This is a genomic window from Promicromonospora sp. NPDC023805 (assembly GCF_040639635.1).
Taxonomy (GTDB): domain Bacteria; phylum Actinomycetota; class Actinomycetes; order Actinomycetales; family Cellulomonadaceae; genus Promicromonospora.
In genome coordinates this window covers 675,455-692,819 of sequence record NZ_JBFAAH010000001.1, presented here as the reverse complement: position 1 = coordinate 692,819, position 17,365 = coordinate 675,455, and the positions used below count along the sequence as shown (strand labels likewise).

The 17,365-nt window shown below is 71.6% G+C and carries 13 protein-coding genes; 6 read left to right on the top strand and 7 right to left on the bottom strand.

Annotated features, from left to right (window positions below; genetic code table 11):
* Positions 1-141 precede the first annotated feature (141 nt).
* Positions 142-1,638 carry a lipase maturation factor family protein gene (locus AB0F70_RS03075; protein WP_357443436.1) on the bottom strand — a complete coding sequence of 499 codons (1,497 nt, stop codon included), beginning with the start codon at positions 1,636-1,638 and terminating at the stop codon, positions 142-144.
* Positions 1,639-1,762: 124 nt separating this feature from the next.
* On the opposite strand from AB0F70_RS03075, the gene AB0F70_RS03070 reads away from it, so the two are divergent.
* On the top strand, positions 1,763-3,253 hold the full coding sequence (locus AB0F70_RS03070; protein ID WP_357443434.1) for a hypothetical protein: 1,491 nt from the start codon (positions 1,763-1,765) through the stop codon (positions 3,251-3,253).
* A 54-nt stretch (positions 3,254-3,307) separates the two neighbouring features.
* Here the strand turns inward: AB0F70_RS03070 and AB0F70_RS03065 are convergent, their stop codons facing one another.
* Positions 3,308-4,264 (bottom strand): TIGR03885 family FMN-dependent LLM class oxidoreductase, encoded by a 957-nt coding sequence (locus AB0F70_RS03065; protein ID WP_357443432.1) that lies wholly within the window; start codon positions 4,262-4,264, stop codon positions 3,308-3,310.
* A complete protein-coding gene (locus AB0F70_RS03060; RefSeq protein WP_357443430.1) occupies positions 4,261-5,976 on the bottom strand; it encodes an alpha-amylase family protein in 1,716 nt (571 codons plus the stop codon). The genes AB0F70_RS03065 and AB0F70_RS03060 overlap by 4 nt, the downstream gene beginning before the upstream one ends.
* 250 nt (positions 5,977-6,226) lie before the next feature.
* On the opposite strand from AB0F70_RS03060, the gene AB0F70_RS03055 reads away from it, so the two are divergent.
* Genes AB0F70_RS03055 through AB0F70_RS03045 form a run of 3 tightly spaced genes read left to right on the top strand, consistent with a single transcriptional unit; the run spans position 6,227 to position 9,552 of the window.
* Complete coding sequence (locus AB0F70_RS03055) at positions 6,227-6,868, top strand: cytochrome b/b6 domain-containing protein (RefSeq protein ID WP_357443428.1); 642 nt, start codon at positions 6,227-6,229, stop codon at positions 6,866-6,868.
* A gap of 51 nt (positions 6,869-6,919) precedes the next feature.
* Positions 6,920-8,473, top strand: coding sequence for a peptide MFS transporter (locus AB0F70_RS03050; protein ID WP_357443426.1), 1,554 nt, complete (start codon positions 6,920-6,922; stop codon positions 8,471-8,473).
* A 23-nt stretch (positions 8,474-8,496) separates the two neighbouring features.
* A complete protein-coding gene (locus AB0F70_RS03045) occupies positions 8,497-9,552 on the top strand; it encodes a LacI family DNA-binding transcriptional regulator (protein WP_357443424.1) in 1,056 nt (351 codons plus the stop codon).
* A gap of 63 nt (positions 9,553-9,615) precedes the next feature.
* Here the strand turns inward: AB0F70_RS03045 and AB0F70_RS03040 are convergent, their stop codons facing one another.
* Positions 9,616-10,428, bottom strand: coding sequence for a glycoside hydrolase family 16 protein (locus tag AB0F70_RS03040; RefSeq protein ID WP_357443422.1), 813 nt, complete (start codon positions 10,426-10,428; stop codon positions 9,616-9,618).
* A 65-nt stretch (positions 10,429-10,493) separates the two neighbouring features.
* Complete coding sequence (locus tag AB0F70_RS03035) at positions 10,494-11,789, bottom strand: glycoside hydrolase family 6 protein (protein ID WP_357443420.1); 1,296 nt, start codon at positions 11,787-11,789, stop codon at positions 10,494-10,496.
* A gap of 331 nt (positions 11,790-12,120) precedes the next feature.
* Here AB0F70_RS03035 and AB0F70_RS03030 point away from each other — a divergent pair, with 331 nt between their 5' ends.
* Complete coding sequence (locus tag AB0F70_RS03030) at positions 12,121-13,035, top strand: aminoglycoside phosphotransferase family protein (protein ID WP_357443418.1); 915 nt, start codon at positions 12,121-12,123, stop codon at positions 13,033-13,035.
* Positions 13,036-13,103: 68 nt separating this feature from the next.
* Complete coding sequence (locus tag AB0F70_RS03025) at positions 13,104-13,856, top strand: glutamine amidotransferase (RefSeq protein WP_357443416.1); 753 nt, start codon at positions 13,104-13,106, stop codon at positions 13,854-13,856.
* A 22-nt stretch (positions 13,857-13,878) separates the two neighbouring features.
* Here AB0F70_RS03025 and putP read toward each other — a convergent pair whose 3' ends face one another.
* Positions 13,879-15,381, bottom strand: a complete 1,503-nt coding sequence (gene putP, locus AB0F70_RS03020; protein ID WP_357443414.1) for a sodium/proline symporter PutP — start codon at positions 15,379-15,381, stop codon at positions 13,879-13,881.
* Positions 15,382-15,604: 223 nt separating this feature from the next.
* Positions 15,605-17,314, bottom strand: a complete 1,710-nt coding sequence (gene ilvD / locus AB0F70_RS03015; RefSeq protein ID WP_357443412.1) for a dihydroxy-acid dehydratase — start codon at positions 17,312-17,314, stop codon at positions 15,605-15,607.
* Between the last annotated feature and the right edge of the window lie 51 nt (positions 17,315-17,365).

Sequence of the window (17,365 nt, the reverse complement as noted above, 5' to 3'; positions counted from 1 at the left end):
GACGGACCCGCCGGTGGTCTGCCTGCCGCCGCCTCGATCGAGGACGTGCTGGCCCGGATCGGCAGCGCGGTAGACGAGTTGTCCGCGCTCACCGATCCCGAGACGCTGACCGGATGGAACCGGCGGGTGCGGCGGCGCTCGTCATGCGGCCGGGAGGCGGACGGGGTCCACCGCGAGCTGGAGCCGCTCCCTGACCCACCAGTCGCCGGTGCGGCGCCGTTCCTCCGGCGTCGTGTACCGGTAGTGGTGCAGGACCGCCCGGACGGCGCGCGGGCGCCGACCGTCGAACGGGTCGTGGCGCAGCAGCCGCAGGGTCCCGGGGTCGGCCTCCAGCAGCCGGCGCAGGAACACCGTGAACCACCGCGCGGAGTGGCCCAGCGGCAGGAACCACATGAGCCAGTCCAGGCGCAGGTGATAGGGCGCGACCTGTGGCGGACGCCGGCCGACCGGGCCGGGCTTGCCGCGGAACTCGTACTCGACCCAGTCGTCGGGCCCTGGTTCGTCCGCGAGGGTGCCCTCCACGGTGATCTCGTCGCGACGCCGGGTGATCGAGCCGAACGCCCCGTAGGCGTTGACCAGCCGGAACGGCTCGAAGCTCGCGTTCATCCGCTGCTGGCGGGAGGCGAGGTTGCGGGCCGGCCGGACCGACAGCGCCAGCAGCAGCAGGGCCACGGCGCTGACCACGACCACGAAGGCGAGTGGTGCGGCAGGCGCGGCGGCAGCCCCGGTGGACGACGACGCTGCCGCCCCGCCGCCGTCGGGCAGCCCGAGCAGGCCGCCCAGCCAGGCCCACGTGTCGTCGTCGACCACACCGAGCGCCAGGACGATGGTGGCCCAGTTGAGCCAGGCGAAGTTGCCGGTCAGCACCAGCCAGCCCTGGGTGAGGACGAACGCGAGCGCGGCCACCGACGGGAATGGCTGCGGGAGCAGCAGCAGCCACGGCAGGAGCAGCTGGGTGACGTGGCTGCCCGCGACCTCGAACCGGTGCCACCAGCGCGGCAGGTGGTGGGCGTGCCAGGAGAACGGGCCGGGCAGCGGCTGCGTCTCGTGGTGGTAGCTCAGGGCGGTGAGGTCCCGCCAGGCGGTGTCGCCGCGCCACTTGATCAGGCCCGCGCCGAGCTCCAGCCGGAACAGCAGCCAGCGCACCGCGAGGATGATCAGGAGGGGTGTGCCCACGGCGTCGGACCCGAGGAACGCCACCAGGAACCCCGCCTCGCACAGCAGGGTCTCCCAGCCGAAGGCGTAGAAGGTCTGCCCCACGTTCACGAGCGACAGGTAGAGCCACCACAGCGCGAGGAACACGAGCGCGGGCACCCACCAGGGCCCGGCCTGCGGCAGCCCGACGATGACGCTTGCCGCCAGCAGCATGCCGCACCACGCGACCACCACGAGCAGCCGGTCGGAGTAGCGCAGGCCGCGCAGCCGGAACAGGGAGGGCCCGTCGCGCCAGTGGGTGCGCGCGACGAACCTCGGGACGGGCTGGAGGCCGCGCTCCCCGAGCAGCGGCCGGAACTGACGCAGCGCGCCGAAGAAGGCGAGCGCGTACAGCGCGCCGAAACCACGCTGGAGCAGCGTGCGCGCGACGTCGTAGTCCGCGCTCGACCACCAGCCGAGCCAGTCGGGCAGGGTGCCTGCCATGTGATCACGATATCGCCCACGCTCACGCCCAGATCTCCGGGACAGGTCCCGGGACTTTCCGGGATGATTGCCGCAGGACGGTCACCCGACTTCCCGGGTGGGCGGGGTAGCAGGGGAGCCGGCCATGCGCACGTTCTGGGACAGGTACCGCACGCCGCTGCTCGCGATGGCGCTCAATCTCAGCGGTACGGGGGCGGGTTATCTCTGGGCGAGAGCCATGTGGTTCCTGCCCGTGCACTGGCTCGGCTTGTTCGTCTGGTGGCTCGTGGCGACGAGCACCACCGAATCGCTCGTCGTCCTGCTCGCGTGGGTCGGACTGAGCGTCGTGGCGGCCGGGTTGCTCGGAGCCCGCGGGGCGGTCCGGGAGCGGGCGGTGCGCGCCCCGGGTGGCCGGGTCTCCGCGGTCGTGGGCGCGGTCCTGGCAGTGGTGCTGGTGACCGGTAGCGCGATCGGGGTGAACGCGTACCGGGCCGGGGCTGCCGACGCGTACGCGCGGGGCATCGCGGCGCACGCCGACGGCGACTGCGCGACCGCGAGCGGGACGCTCCACACGGTGGACGACGGCGCCTTCCGGCGCGGGTTCGCGGCCTCGCCAGAGGCCGTCGACGCCGAGCTCGAGGCGTGCGCGACCCTCGAGACTGCCCGTTCCACAGCGGCCGCGGGTGGCCACGGCAGGGCGATCGAGACCTACGACAGCTACCTGGGCACGGAGCCCGCGCGGTTCACCGGCGCCGCAGCGGAGCAGGCGTCCGTCCGCCTCGACCATGGCGACACGCTCGCGGCCCAGGGGGAGCGGGACACGGCGCTCGAGGAGTTCACGACGGTGGCCGAGTCGGACCTGCCGGCTGCCGAGGAGGTCCCTGAGCACGTCACCGAGATGTTCAGGAACGCCCTGGCGGGCCGGGACAACGCGTGCGGTGTCGCCCAGGAGCTCCAGTGGTTCGCGGCACAGGGCGGCGTCGCTGTCGCCGCCGACGTCGCTCGGGAGGCTCATGAGAGGCTCCCGGGCACGCTGCTCCACTGCGCCCGGCTCCGGTTCGCCGACGCCCGTGCGGGGGCGAAGGACCATCCCAGGTCGTACGACGCGGGCAGGTTCGGGGAAGCGCGGTCCACCGCCGCGCGGGTGGTCCGGGAGTTCCCGCGGAGCGGGTACGCCGACCCGGCTCGCACGCTGATGGGCCAGATCACGGGAGCTGCCGATACCGCCGCCGAACGCAAGCAGGTGCTGGACCGCCAGGCGGCGGAGCGTCGTCGGAAGCAGGCCATCATCGACGAGATCGAGGAGACCACGGGGGGCAAGCTCCCGCCCCCGCGCAGTACCGGCTCGTCCGGGACCACGTCGGCGCGGGTCGAGGTGGAGAACGGCACGTCGGAGACCCTCGAGGTGCTGTGGACGGGACCGAGCACGGGGAAGCTGACGGTACCCGCGGGCTCGGGCGACCGGTGCCTCGGCGGCGGTGGGCCCACCCGGTCGATCTCGCTGGTGCCCGGCGACTACACGGTGGTGGTCAGGGCCGTCACCGACGCGGGGGTGACGCCGTACAAGGGCTCGTGGGACATGAGCACGGGCACCCGGTACGGCGAGTGCTACTACATCGAGACCACCTTCGGGTAAGGCTGTCCGGCGCCTGCGCGGCCGGGTCCGCGCGGCCGGGTCCGCGCGGCCCGGTCAGCGCAGCGCCGGCAGCACCTGCTCGCCGAACGCCTCGATGAACGCGTCCTGCTGCTTGCCCACGTGGTGCAGGTAGAGGCGGTCGGCTCCGGCGTCGCGCAGGGCGGCCAGGTGCGCGGTCAGCGCGCCGAGGTCCGCGGAGACCAGCACGGCGCGCCGCACGTCCGCTATACCGACGTCCGCGGCCAGGGCGTCGAACTCGGCGGTCGTGGCGGTGTCCGCGGCGACCTCGGGCGGGCCGGTGAGCGTGTGCCACTGGTCCAGCGCCGTCGCCTCGGCCTCCGCCTCGGTGGGTGCCCAGGAGAGGTGCACCTGGACGGAGATCTCGCCACGGCCCCCGGCCTCCCGGTACGTCTCGATCATCTGCCGCAGCTCCGCGACCGGCTTGTTCACGGTGACCAGGCCGTCCGCCCACGTGGCGTGCCGGCGCGCCGTGGCGACGGTGAGGGCCGGGAGGATCAGGAGCGGCATGATCTCCGGCAGCGTCCAGAGCCGTGCCTGACGCGCGACGACCAGACCCGTGTGGTCCACCTCCTCACCGCGCAGGAGCGCCCGGATCACCTGGACGCACTCCGCCAGCCGGGCGTCGCGCTCGGCCTTGGGCGGCCACGGCTCCCCGGTCACGTGCTCGTTCAGGTTCTCGCCCGAGCCGAGGGCTACCCAGAGCCGCCCGGGATACATCGCCCCGAGGGTCGCGAGCGCCTGCGCGACGATCACCGGGTGGTAACGCTGGCCGGGCGCGCACACGGTGCCGAAGGAGAGCTCCGTGCTGGCGAGCGCGGCGCCGAGCCAGGACCACGAGAGCCCCGACTCGCCCTGCCGCTCGCTCCACGGGGCCACATGGTCGGAGCACATCCCGGCGTCGAAGCCGGCGTCCTGCGCGAGCCGGGCCACACGCAGCCCTTCCGCGGGGTGGAGCTGCTCGTGGGAGACGTGGAAGCCGACGACGGTCATCGCTTCTCCTCACCCTGGGAAGCGACGTGCTCCGGGTCCCCGCCGGCCGGCTCCACCGCCGGGTCGTCCACCGCGTCGCCGTCGACCGTGCGCCGCAGCCACCGGTAGCCGTATCCCGCGATGGGGATGCGCCCGTCGGTCTCGATGGGCGGGTAGTCCTGGTCCACGTGCACGTCGACGTAGCGCGCGAGTCCGGCCTCGAGGGCCGAGGCCTCGTCGGCGGGCAGCTTCGCGACGACGTCCTCGTCCGCGAGGTTGGCGAGCAGGAGCACGCTGGACTCCGCGACCTGGTAGCGCAGCGCCAGCACCGATGAGACGCCGAGGTCCCACGGTTCCGGCCGGACCCGGCCGAGCTCGCTGAGCCCCAGCCGGGCGCGCACCAGCCCGCCCACCCGGTGCAGCAGCGAGCCGTCGCGCACGCTCTGCTCGTCCACGCTCACATGCTCGGGGCCGTAGGGACCGGTGACCACAGGCGCCTGGAACTGGTCCGGTGGGGCGTTCGAGAAGCCTGCCGTCGGCGTGTTCGACCATTGCATCGGCGTACGGACGGCCTCGCGTTCCGGCCGGTCGAGGTCGTCGCCCATCCCGATCTCGTCGCCGTACCGCAGCACCGGCGGCCCGGGCAGGGAGAGCATGATGGCGTGCGCGACGGCGATGCGGCGCGGGTCGCCGTCGAGCATGGGGGCCAGACGGCGCCGGATGCCGCGGCCGTAGACCCGCATCGAGTCCTCGGGAGCGAAGGTGTCGAGCACCTCCGTGCGCTCGTCCTCCGCGAGCCGGACCAGGTTCAGCTCGTCGTTGTTGCGCAGCCAGTGCGCGTACGTGGCGCCGTCCGGGGGCGCGGCCTGGTGACGCAGCGCCCGCTCCAGCGGCTCGGCCTGGCCCCGGGCCAGGGCGAGGAAGAGGTGGTTGTTCGTCCAGAAGTCGAGCAGCATCGACATGCCCTGGCCGTCGGACCCGAAGTACTGGGCTGCCTCGGACGGCGCCTCGTCCACCTCACCGAGCAGGACGGCCCCCGTGCGCTGCCCGGTCACCGCGGCCCGCATGTCGCGCACGAGCCACTGGCCGTCGGTGTCCGGGCGGGCGGCGCGGGCCCGTTCGAGCATCATCGGCATGGCGTCCACCCGGAAACCCGAGACGCCCATACGCAGCCAGAACGCGACGATGCGGTACAGCTCGTCCCGGACACGCGGGTTGTCGAGCGCCAGGTCCGGCTCGTGCGCGTAGAAGGCGTGCCGGTAGAACTGCTGCGCCTCGTCGTCCCAGGTCCACGTCTTGGGCTCGACGTCGGGGAACATCGGCTTGATGTCGTCGTTCGGCTCGTCGGCCCAGATGTAGTAGTCGCGGTACGGGGAGTTCCGGTCCCGCCGCGCCTCCTGGAACCAGCGGTGCTGGTCCGAGGTGTGCTGGGCGATCAGCTCGACGAGGACGTGCAGGCCGAGGTCCTCGGCGGCCTCGAGCAGGTGAGCCATGTCGGCGAGGTCACCCAGACGAGGATCGATCTCGAGGTGGTCCGAGACGTCGTAGCCGCCGTCACGGAAGGGCGACGTGTAGAAGGGCAGCAGCCACACGCATGTGGCACCGAGCCCGCGCAGGTAGTGCAGGCGTTCGGTGATGCCACGCAGGTCGCCCCAGCCGTCGTCGTTGGAGTCGGCGTAGAGGCGAGGGTCGAGCTGATAGATGACGGCGTCCGTGTACCAGGAGGACCGCATGGTCACCTCAGCTCTCGGGGTGGGCTCGGGGACCGGTACGAGGGTTCATGGAGCCGGGGTCCTGGTCGGGGTCGTAGCCGGGCTGCTCGGTCATCGTCGTCTCCTGGTTCGGTGGGGCGTGGCCGGTGCGCCTCGTCTGCACCTCTTCTGGCACCGTGCCACGGCTCCCGGTAGCTCGCACTCGCGGTGGCTTTGGGTGGTTATGGGTGGCGACTGGACGACTGAGCCGATCTGCGGTGAGGTAACGCCCATGAGGTGGCGCAACGGCGAGCACGGCTACGGGATCGTCACGAAGGTCCTGCACTGGTCGACCGTCGCGCTGCTGCTCGGCCAGCTCGCCGTCGGCTACGTGATGGACGACAAGGCCGACGTGCCCGACGTCGACTGCGACCCGCCCGGCGAGGACCGCGGCGGCGGCGACACGTCGGACGCCGAGGAGCAGCGCCTCGACGAGCGCGAGGACCGGTGCGAGCGGGCGCAGGAAGTCCGCGAGGAGGGTGCGGAGGACGCCGTCGGCTCTGCTTGGTCCGACCTGTGGGCCGGGGACCTATGGGGCGGGGACCCGGCCGGCGGCCTGACGCTGCCCGGCTGGCACGTCCTGCTCGGCCTGGCGATCGTCGCGATCGGCGTCGTGCGCGTCGTCTGGCGCCGCACGACGTCGCTGCCGCCCTGGGACCCGCGGCTCACCCGGACCGACCGCAAGGTGCTGCACCGGGCCGAGCAGACCCTGCTCGCGATGCTCTTCGTCGTCCCGGCGACCGGCATCGTGCTGGTGGTCGGCAGCAGCGACCTCGTGCCGCTCCATATCGCCGCGCACCTCTGCTTCTACGTCGCGCTGGCGGTGCACGTCGGGGTCGTCGTCCGACGCCGGGTCGTCGGCCGCATGCTCTGACGTGCGCCGCTCTGACGTGCGCGCCGCCCGCAAGACGATGACGATCGGGGGATGAGCACAAGCTCCACAGGCTCCGCGCCCCCGCCCTCCGGACCACCGCCCGAACCGTCTCCCGCTGCCGCGCTCGCGGGCGACCGCCGGTTCTTCGGGCATCCGCTCGGCCTGATGACGCTGTTCACCACCGAGCTGTGGGAACGGTTCAGCTACTACGGCATGCGCGCCATCCTGGTCTACTACCTGACCGACACCATCGCCAACGGCGGCCTCGGGCTCGACCGGACGCTCGGCGAAGCGGTCGTCTCGATCTACGGCACAGGCGTCTACCTGCTCTCGGTGGTCGGGGGCTGGCTCGCGGACCGCGTGATCGGCGCGCGACGCTCCACGCTCTACGGCGGCGTCATCATCGCCGCGGGGCACGTCTGCCTCGCGATCCCCGCCGCCGGGTTCTCCTACCTCGGCATCGTGCTGGTCGCGCTCGGCACCGGCCTGCTCAAGCCGAACGTCTCCTCGATGGTCGGCTCCCTCTACCGCAGGGACGACCCCAAGCGCGAGGCCGCGTTCCAGATCTTCTACATGGGCATCAACATCGGCTCGCTCTTCTCGCCGATCGTCGTCGGTGCCGTCCGAGCCGTCTGGGGCTACCACGCGGGGTTCTCCGTCGCCGCGTTCGGCATGGCGTTCGCGCTCGTGTTCTTCGTGCTGGGCCGCAAGAACCTGCGCGGCGCCGGCGACGACGTACCCAACCCCGTCCGCCCAGAGGAGCGTCCAGCCGTCGCGCGGATGTTCGTCGTCATCGCCGCCGCCGTCGGCCTCGTCTACCTCGTGGCGCGGCTCGTGTCGGGGGAGTGGGGCGTGTACGCCCTCATCGACACGCTCAGCTACGTCGCGTTCCTCGCGCCCGTCGTGTTCTTCGTCGTCATGTACCGCTCACCCCGCGTGACCGACGCCGAACGTCCCCGCCTGCTCGCCTACATCCCGCTGTTCGTCGCCGCGATGCTCTTCTTCATGATCTTCGAGCAGGCGGCGACCACCCTCGCCACCTTCGCCGCGGACCGGACGTCGCGCGAGGTGCTCGGCTTCACCGTCAGCCCCGAGTTCTTCCAGTCCGTGAACCCCGCCTCGATCATCATCCTCGCGCCGGTCTTCGCCTGGCTCTGGGTCCGGACCAAGGACCGCCCGCCGACGCCGTACAAGTTCGCCATCGGGCTGGCGCTCGCGGCGACGTCGTTCCTCGTGCTCGCGGCCGCGTCGGCGATGGCGGGTGACGGCCTGACGCCGGGCTGGGTGCTCGTGTCCGTGTTCGTGATCCAGACGCTCGGCGAGCTGTGCCTGTCGCCCGTGGGGCTGGCCGCGACGACGCTGCTCGCGCCGCGTGCCTACCAGGGGCAGGCGATGGCCCTGTGGTTCCTCGCGCCGGCTGCCGGGCAGGCGATCACCGCGCAGCTCGTCCAGGTCACTGCCGGGGCGTCCGACACCGTGTACTTCGGCGGCATCGGCGTGGTCGCGCTCGTCTTCGCCGGTCTGCTCGCGCTGCTCGGCCCGTGGGTCACGCGGCACGTGCGCCTGGCCGACCGGATGGAGGGTGTGCGCACGGCGGGGGACTGAGTGGCTGGCACTAGGCTTGCCGCATGCTAGACCCCATGACCACCGGCCCGGGCCGAGCGCCGAAGGTGCCAACGCTCGAGGAGGTCGCCCGGCGGGCAGGGGTCTCGCGTTCCGTGGCGTCCCGCGCGATGAACAACGCCCGCAACGTGAGCCCGGCGAAACGCGAGGCGGTCGCCCGTGCGGCGAGCGAGCTCGGCTACGTCCCCAACGCGACGGCGCGTGCCCTGGCGACGAGCACCGGCGGGTCGGTGGTCCTCGCGATCTCCAACGACGACCCCGCGCTGTTCGGGGACCCGTTCTTCTCGCAGGTCCTCGTCGGTGTGGCGGCGGCGTTGGACCGGTCAGAGCTTGATCTCACGCTCATGCTGGCGTCCTCGGAGCGTGGCCAGGCCCGGCTCGAGCGGCTGCTGCGGTCCCGTCGTTCCGACGGGGTGATGCTCATGGCGCTGCGCGGCGACGACCCGCTGAACCGCGTCGCGTCGGCGACCGAGCTGCCGGTGGTCATCGGTGGCCGGCCGCTGCACGGCGAGGCCCGCTGGTACGTCGACGTGGACAACCGGGGCGGGGCCCGTTCGGCCACGGAGCACCTGCTGGGCTCCGGATGCCGGCGGATCGTCACGATCGCCGGTCCCACGGACCTGCAGGCGGCGGTCGCCAGGTACCAGGGGTTCGCGGACGCCATGGCGGTGGGAGGGCAGCCCGCCGACCGGGTGGAGCACGCCGACTTCAGCTTCGAGGACGGCGCCAGGGCGATGGCGCGGCTCCTCGACGCGCATCCCGACCTCGACGGCGTCTTCGCGGCGTCGGACAACATGGCAGCGGGCGCCCTGCGCGCCCTCAAGGAGGCCGGGCGCCGCGTCCCCGAGGACGTCGCGGTCGTGGGCTTCGACGACCTGGAGATCGCGCGCCGCACGGAGCCGGCGCTCACCACGGTCAGCCAGCCGATCCGTGGCCTCGGCCAGGAGATGGCCACGATGCTGGTGCGCCTGATCGACGGCGAGTCGCCGACCCCGGTCATCCTGCCCACGCGCCTGGTGGTGCGCGGGTCGGCGCCTGGTGGGGCGCCCGGTCGCGGCTGAGTCGCGACCGAGGCACCGGCGGGAGGGGTCGGAGCGTCACCCTCCCGCCGGGCGTTCTCGAGGTCAGTACTGCGTGTACCGGACCCAGTCGTACGTGGCGGTCTTCTGCCCGGTGTAGTTGAACGGCCCGAGCCAGCCGTCGACCCCGGTCCCCGGCCACAGGTTCATCATGATGCGCTGCGGACGCGTCGGCAGTGCGCCGCGGGAGCCGTTCTCCTCGTGCACCTGGCGACCGTCGACGAACCACTTGATGTTGCCGCTCCGCCACTCGATGGCGTAGTTGTGGTACCCGGCAGCGGCGTCGAAGCCGAGGTTGATGACGGCCTCGTGCCCGCCGACCCCGCCGGTGAAGTAGTTGGTCTGCATCTGCCAGGTGTTCTTGCCGAGGATCTCGACGTCGATCTCGTCCCACGGCTGGCCGTCGCTCGGCCCGGTGTAGGTGAAGAACGAGGAGACGATCCCGGACCCGGACGCCGCTTTCATCCGGACCTCGTAACGCCCGTAGGAGTACAGCTCGTTGGTGCGGTACTCCCCGGAGGCGTACGGCTTGCCCGAGCAGCCGCCCGGACACGGGGTGTTGTTCAGGTTCAGGCCCATGACCCCGCCGCTGTGCCAGACGTGGTCGGCACGCCAGCCTGCGTTGAACATGCCCCCGTTGCTCCACCCGTCGGCCTTGTTCCAGCGGCCGCCGTTGTGCGAGTCGAAGTTGTCGGTGAAGCTGCCGCCGACGGCGGCGGCAGGGGGCGTCAGTCCCGGCACCGCCGAGAGCCCGAGCAGCAGGCCCAGGGCCAGGGCGGGAGCCAGGCTCAGGAGCCGGCGGCGTGAGCGTGCGGTGGAGCGGGGCTGCGTCGTCGTTGATCGCTTGGTTGATCGCATGGGTGATCGCATGAGTACCTCCATTGGTACCGGTGGGCGACTGGTGGACTGTTGGTGGTGGGTCTTCAGCTGCCACCGAGCGGGGGCTGAGCGAGCTCGATCAGCTCGCGGGCCTGCTCGGGGAACCACTGGCCGGCGGCCGGGTCGACCATGCCGCGCTCCGGGTCCTCGGGTCCGCCGAGGCCGCGGAAGCACTGACCGTCGGACTCGCCAGGAATCTTGATCCACAGCAGGGCGTCGACGAGCTCGTTGCCGGTGCTGGTCGTCGGACGCAGGCCCAGGCCGCGGTCCGGCGGGTTGCACCACGTCTCGGCGTCGGGGTAGACGCCGGCCGGTGCGGCCCAGGCTCCCCGGCCGTTGCGGCTGGTGTCGATGAGGAAGTGCGTGCTGGGTTCGACGTCGCCCAGCGCGGCCTCGTAGCGCGAGTCGATGCCCGCGGTGTTCAGCGCCGGATCGGCCGCCGTCGGGCTCCAGATGCCCTGGTTGGACAGCGTGACGCCGGTCCAGTCGTTCGCGGGGCCGCCGCTCCAGTACTGGTTGCCGCAGCTCGCGTAGTCGCCGGGCACCACCTGCGTGGCGTAAGCGATGCACTGCGAGATCCAGGTGCCGTAGGCGGTGCTGTTCTCGGTGAACTCGTAGTTGGACACGTTCAGGAAGAACCCGTCAGCGCGCTGGACGCCGGCCTTGACGAGGCGGTCGGAGGCCTCGCCAACGTTGAGCCAGGACGTGTTAGTCCCGTCGAGGTACACGACGGCGTTCGGCTGCTGCTTCAGGCGGTCGACCGCGTAGTTGAGCATCTCGAAGCGCTCGGCGGCGGCGTCCCGGCCAGTGGTCTCGGGGTCGTACTCCGGCGGCTGGCACCGCTCGAGCTGTCCGTCCAGCGTGGTGTACCAGGGGATGACGCCGAGCCCGTCGGGCTCCAGCACGACGGCGACCTCCTCCCGTCCGATCCCGGCCGCGAAGCCGTCGATCCATGCCTTGTACTCGGCGACGCCGAGGGCGCCACCCGCCGAGTAGAGCGCGCAGTCGCGGAACGGGATGTTGTAGGCGACCAGCACGGGCACCTTCCTGCCGGTGTGCTTGACCAGCTTGCGGACGTCGTTCTTCACCTCGGCGGGCGTGCCGTCCGTGAACCAGGTGGAGCTGGGGACCCGGCTGAGCTGGAGCGCGTCGCGCTTGGCCTGCCCGCGCAGGTCGCGGGCCGCGTCCCTGGTGGAGCTGTGGGGGTCGTTGTAGATCTGCGTCCCGGGGGACAGCACGTCGTTGCTCGCCTGGGCGGGCCCGGCGCCGAGCAGGGCCGCGCCGATGGCGCAGACGGTCAGGGCGGCCAGGAGCCGGCGCCGAGAGGTCGGTCGTGTCATGTGGGGGATCTCCCAGGGTCTCTGCGAACAGGGTCTCCGCGAACGCTTCGTTGCTGTTCGCTACGGTGAGCTTCCGCTGCGGTGGACAAGGGACTGGAAGATTGTGGAAGCGCTCCCAGTCGGACCATGGTCGGGTCCGTCCGGCGGCTGTGTCAAGGTTTCGTGCGTCGGAGTTCTGTCGTCGCTGGATCCAGTTCCGGCCCGTGTACCTGGTCATGGCGCGAACCCGCGAGCGGCATGCGTGGTGAGCATCACCTCTTGCCGGGAGGGCAAGGTGCCGGGCTTAAGGTTGCCGGGCGGGCAAAGTGCCCGCTGTGCTCAAGGAGCTGGCGTGACATCGGACTTCCTCACCGTCCCGGAACCGTTCGCCGTCCAGACCGTCGAACGCGAGCAGCGGGCCGGGCGCGAGTGGCTCGACCGGCTCCCGGGGCTGGTACGGCAGCTCCTGCGCGACTGGGGCCTGACGCTGGCCGGTCCGCCGGTCGCCGGCAACGTAGGCCTGGTGTGGGAGGTACGCCGCACGGACGGGACCGCCGCCATGCTGAAGGTGAGCTGGCGTGACGCGGAGACGAGGAACGAGGCGGAGGCCCTGCGCCGGTGGGACGGGCATGGGGCGGCACAGCTCATCGAGGCGTCCGCCGAGGCGGGTGCGCTGCTGCTCGAACGCCTCGACGCGACCACGAGCCTGAGCTCCGCCCCGATGGGCGACGCGATCCAGGTCGCCGCCGAACTCCTGAGCGTTCTGCACGTCTCGGAATGGTCGGGCTCTGAATGGTCAGGGCTCGACGACGCGCTGGAGCTCGAGGCCCACGTCCCGGCGCCGGGCGAGACCTACCGCGCGCGCATCCGCGAGCTCCGGCCCGACGTCGACCGCGCCTTCCGCAGCGCGCCCCACGTGCTGCTGCACGGCGACTTCCACTACGAGAACGTGCTGCGATCAGGCACGTCAGGTACGTCGGGAACGTCCTGGAAGGCGATCGACCCCAAGCCGTCGCACGGCCCGGGCGAGTGGGACCTCCTGCCGCTCCTCAGGAATCGCTTCGACGAGTTCCCGCCGGGCCCGCAGCTGCTGCCGGGCATCCGGGACCGTCTCGAGTCCCTGATCGCGGCGACCGGCGCGCATCCCGAGCGGGCCTACCTGTTCGCCCACTACCGGGCGCTCCGGGACGCGGACTACGCCCGCCGGATCAACGACGCCGGCTTCGAGGAAGTGGCGACCGCGATAGCGGACGCCACGGCCTCCTAGGCGCCTTACCGGCGAAACTACCGGCGAAACTACCGGCGAAACCGGAACCTGACCGAGGAGCTGAACCCATGACGCACCCCGTGGCGCGCAACGTGCTCGCGATCCGACACGTGCCCTTCGAGGACCTCGGGCTGCTCGAGCCACTGCTGCGCGCCCGCGGATACCGGACGTCGTACCTCGACGTTCCGGTCGAGCCCGTCACGCCGGAGACCGCGCTGGAGCCGGATCTCCTGGTCGTGCTCGGCGGCCCGATCGGCGTGTACGAGACGGAAACCTACCCGTTCCTGGCCGCCGAGCGGGAAGCCATCGCGGCGCGGGTCCAGGCCGGGCGACCGACCCTCGGCGTCTGCCTGGGGGCGCAGCTCGTCGCCGCGGCGCTCGGGGCGGACGTCGTCGCCACCGGCCGCAAGGAGATCGGCTACGCCACGCTGACCCTGACAGCCGCGGGCCGTGACACTGCCGAGGGCCATGACACTGCCGACGGCCGTGACTCGGTGCTGGCGCCGTTGGACGACGTCCGGGTGCTGCACTGGCACGGCGACCAGTTCGCGATCCCGGAGGGCGCCGTCCGCCTCGCGGAGACACCGGGCTTCCCCAACCAGGCGTTCGCGATCGGCTCGCACGTGCTCGGGCTGCAGTTCCACCTCGAGGCCGACCACACGCAGATCGAACGGTGGCTGGTGGGCCACGCGCACGAGCTCGCGAGCGCCGGCATCGACCCGAACAGCATCCGGTCGGACGCCGCCGCGTACGGCCCGGCGCTCGCCGAGGCCGCGCGGCGCACGTTCGACCGGTGGCTCGACGGGTCGCTCGACCGGTAGCTCGACCGGTGGCTCGACGGGGTCAGGCCTTGACGGTCCGCTTCGCCGACGCGAGGCGTGTCGCCTCGGCGAACTCCGCCCGGACCGCCTCGGACGGCGCAGGAGTGAGCAGGCTGACGACTATCGCGACGAGCCCGCCCAGCACGAACCCGGGGACGAGCTCGTAGAGCGTGTCCGCGAGCGGGGACCGGCCCCAGGCGAACGCGACGACGGCGCCCACGAGCATGCCGGACAGCGCGCCCCAGCTGGTGAGGCGGCGCCAGTACAGGCTCAGGAGGACCGTCGGCCCGAACGCGGCGCCGAACCCGGCCCAGGCGAACCCGACGAGGTCAAGGATCGTGTCGGTGCGGTCGAACGCGATGATCCCGGCCACCAGAGCGACGAGCAGGACGCCGGCGCGGCCCAGCATCACCTCGGTGCGGGGCGTCATCGCGCGGCCGGTGATCTTGACCAGGTCCTCGACCAGGGCGGACGAGGAGACGATGAGCTGCGACGAGATCGTCGACATGATCGCGGCGAGGACCGCCGCCAGGACGAGGCCGGCGATCAGCGGGTGGAACAGCACCTGCGACAGGAAGAGGAACACCGTCTCCGGGTTCTCCAGGGTCTCGCCGTGGATGTTGACGTAGGCGACGCCGATCAGACCGGTGACTATCGCGCCGCCGGCGGTGAGGATCATCCAGGTGATGCCGATGCGGCGTCCGGCGACGGCGTCCTGCGGGGAGCGCATCGCCATGAAGCGCACGATGATGTGCGGCTGGCCGAAATAGCCGAGGCCCCACGCGGCGGCCGAGATCACGCCGGTGACGGTGGCGCCGGCCAGGAGCGACAGGTGGTTCGCCGCGTCACTCGTCTCCGCGGCGAGGATGCCGTCGTGGATCGGCCCCCAGCCACCGAGGTCGATGAAGGCCACGACGGGCACCGCGACCAGGGCGAGCAGCATCAGGATGCCCTGCGCGACGTCGGTCCAGGTGGCGCCGAGGAAGCCGCCGAACAGCGTGTAGGCGAGCGTCACGCCGCCCACTACCCAGATGCCCGTCGTGTAGTCGAGCCCGAACGAGCCCTCGAAGAACGTGCCGCCTGCCACCATGCCGGAGGAGACGTAGAAGGTGAAGAACACGAGGATGATGGCGCCGGAGGCGACCCGGAGGAAGCGCGAGGTGTCGTGCAGCCGGTTCTCGAAGAAGCTCGGGATGGTGATCGAGTTCTTCGCCGTCTCGGTGTAGGCCCGCAGGCGGGGAGCGACGAACTTCCAGTTGAGCCAGGCGCCGATCGTCAGGCCGATGGCGATCCAGGCCTCGACGAGCCCGCTCACGTAGATGGCGCCGGGCAGACCCATCAGGAGCCAGCCGGACATGTCCGACGCGCCGGCGCTGAGCGCGGCCACACCGGGGCTGAGCCGCCGGCCGCCGAGCATGTAGTCGTCGAGGTTGTCGTCGGTGCGGCGGAAGGCCGCGTAGCCGATACCCAGCATCAGTGCCAGGTACGCGACGATCGCTGTCGTCTTCCAGGCCTCGGGGGTCATGGAGGTGCTCCAGTACTTGTCGCGGACAGTGCGGGTGAAACTTCAGCCCGGCAGTCTGGCACACCAACGCGACCCGCACACCCGCGAGACCTACACACCAGCGAGACCTACACACTGCACGCGACACGCCGACGGTGCGATGCAGTGTGTAGGTCTCGTTCGTCACGAGCCCCGGCCTGGCCGGCATAGGGCTACGCCAGCACAGCCCTACGCCAGCACAGCCCTACGCCAGCACGGCGCCCTTCGACGCCGACTGGACCAGCTTCGAGTACTTGGCGAGCACGCCCCGCGTGTACTTGTGGGGGAGCGGCGCCCAGCCGGCGGCCTCGCGCGCCGCGAGCTCGGTCGGCTCCACGAGGATGTCGAGCGTCTTGGACGCCACGTCCAGGCGGATGCGGTCGCCGTCGCGCACGAACGCGATGGGCCCGCCGTCGACCGCCTCGGGCGCGATGTGGCCGACGCACAGGCCGGTGGTCCCGCCGGAGAACCGGCCGTCCGTGATGAGCAGGACGTCCTTGCCCAGGCCCGCACCCTTGATGGCGCCGGTGATGGCGAGCATCTCGCGCATGCCGGGCCCGCCCTTCGGGCCCTCGTAGCGGATGACGACGACGTCGCCCGCCTGGATCGTCCCGTCCTCCAGCGCGTCGAGCGCGCTCCGCTCGCGCTCGAACACGCGCGCGGTGCCCTCGAACACGTCGGAGTCGAAGCCCGCCGACTTCACGACGGCGCCCTCCGGCGCGAGCGACCCGTTCAGGATGGTGATGCCACCGGTCTTGTGGATCGGGTTGTCCATGGCGCGCAGGATCTTGCCGTCCGGGTCCGGCGGGGCGATCTCGGCGAGGTTCTCGGCCATGGTGCGGCCCGTGACCGTCATGACGTCGCCGTGCAGCAGCCCGGCGTCCAGCAGCGCCTTCATCACGACGGGCACGCCGCCGATCCGGTCGACGTCGTTCATCACGTACTGCCCGAAGGGCTTGAGGTCGCCCAGGTGCGGCACGCGGTCGGCGACGCGGGAGAAGTCGTCGAGGGTCAGCTCGACCTCGGCCTCGTAGGCGATGGCGAGCAGGTGCAGCACCGCGTTCGTGGACCCGCCGAACGCCATGACCACGGCGATGGCGTTCTCGAACGCCTCCTTCGTCATGATGTCGCGCGCGGTGATGCCCTTGCGCAGCAGGTTCACCACCGCCTCACCCGAGCGGTGCGCCCAGGTATCGCGACGGCGGTCGGCCGACGGCGGCGCCGCGGAGCCGGGCAGCGACATACCGAGCGCCTCGGCCGCCGACGCCATCGTGTTGGCGGTGTACATGCCGCCGCACGCGCCCTCGCCGGGGCAGATCGCCCGCTCGATCCGGTCGACGTCGCCCTGGCTCATGAGCCCGCGCGAGCACGCCCCGACGGCCTCGAAGGCGTCGATGATCGTCACCTGCTTCTCGGTGCCGTCCTCGAGCTTGACCCAGCCGGGCATGATCGAGCCGGCATAGAGGAACACGCTGGAGAGGTCGAGACGCGCGGCGGCCATCAGCATGCCGGGGAGCGACTTGTCGCAGCCGGCCAGCAGCACCGAGCCGTCCAGCCGCTCGGCCTGCATGACCGTCTCCACCGAGTCGGCGATGACGTCGCGGGACACGAGCGAGAAGTGCATGCCCTCGTGGCCCATGGAGATGCCGTCGGAGACCGAGATCGTGCCGAACTCCAGCGGGTAGCCGCCGGCGGCGTGCACGCCCTCCTTGGTGGCCTTCGCGAGCCGGTCGAGCGAGAGGTTGCACGGCGTGATCTCGTTCCAGGAGCTCGCGACGCCGACCTGTGGCTTGACCCAGTCCTCGTCGCCCATCCCGACGGCGCGGAGCATCCCGCGCGAAGCGGTGGCCTCCAGGCCGTCGGTCACCGTGCGGGAACGGGGCTTGACGTCGACAGGGCTCTCGGGACTGCTCATGAACTCTCCTCGGGCACAAAGATATTCAGTAGTGGATATTCAACACTGTCA

Excerpts from the sequence above, each read along its gene's own strand:
- AB0F70_RS03075 (WP_357443436.1), bottom strand. The coding sequence starts at position 1,638 with ATGGCAGGCACCCTGCCCGACTGGCTCGGCTGGTGGTCGAGCGCGGAC.
- AB0F70_RS03070 (WP_357443434.1), top strand. The coding sequence starts at position 1,763 with ATGCGCACGTTCTGGGACAGGTACCGCACGCCGCTGCTCGCGATGGCG.
- AB0F70_RS03065 (WP_357443432.1), bottom strand. The coding sequence starts at position 4,264 with ATGACCGTCGTCGGCTTCCACGTCTCCCACGAGCAGCTCCACCCCGCG.
- AB0F70_RS03060 (WP_357443430.1), bottom strand. The coding sequence starts at position 5,976 with ATGCGGTCCTCCTGGTACACGGACGCCGTCATCTATCAGCTCGACCCT.
- AB0F70_RS03055 (WP_357443428.1), top strand. The coding sequence starts at position 6,227 with ATGAGGTGGCGCAACGGCGAGCACGGCTACGGGATCGTCACGAAGGTC.
- AB0F70_RS03050 (WP_357443426.1), top strand. The coding sequence starts at position 6,920 with ATGAGCACAAGCTCCACAGGCTCCGCGCCCCCGCCCTCCGGACCACCG.
- AB0F70_RS03045 (WP_357443424.1), top strand. The coding sequence starts at position 8,497 with ATGCTAGACCCCATGACCACCGGCCCGGGCCGAGCGCCGAAGGTGCCA.
- AB0F70_RS03040 (WP_357443422.1), bottom strand. The coding sequence starts at position 10,428 with ATGCGATCAACCAAGCGATCAACGACGACGCAGCCCCGCTCCACCGCA.
- AB0F70_RS03035 (WP_357443420.1), bottom strand. The coding sequence starts at position 11,789 with ATGACACGACCGACCTCTCGGCGCCGGCTCCTGGCCGCCCTGACCGTC.
- AB0F70_RS03025 (WP_357443416.1), top strand. The coding sequence starts at position 13,104 with ATGACGCACCCCGTGGCGCGCAACGTGCTCGCGATCCGACACGTGCCC.
- putP (WP_357443414.1), bottom strand. The coding sequence starts at position 15,381 with ATGACCCCCGAGGCCTGGAAGACGACAGCGATCGTCGCGTACCTGGCA.
- ilvD (WP_357443412.1), bottom strand. The coding sequence starts at position 17,314 with ATGAGCAGTCCCGAGAGCCCTGTCGACGTCAAGCCCCGTTCCCGCACG.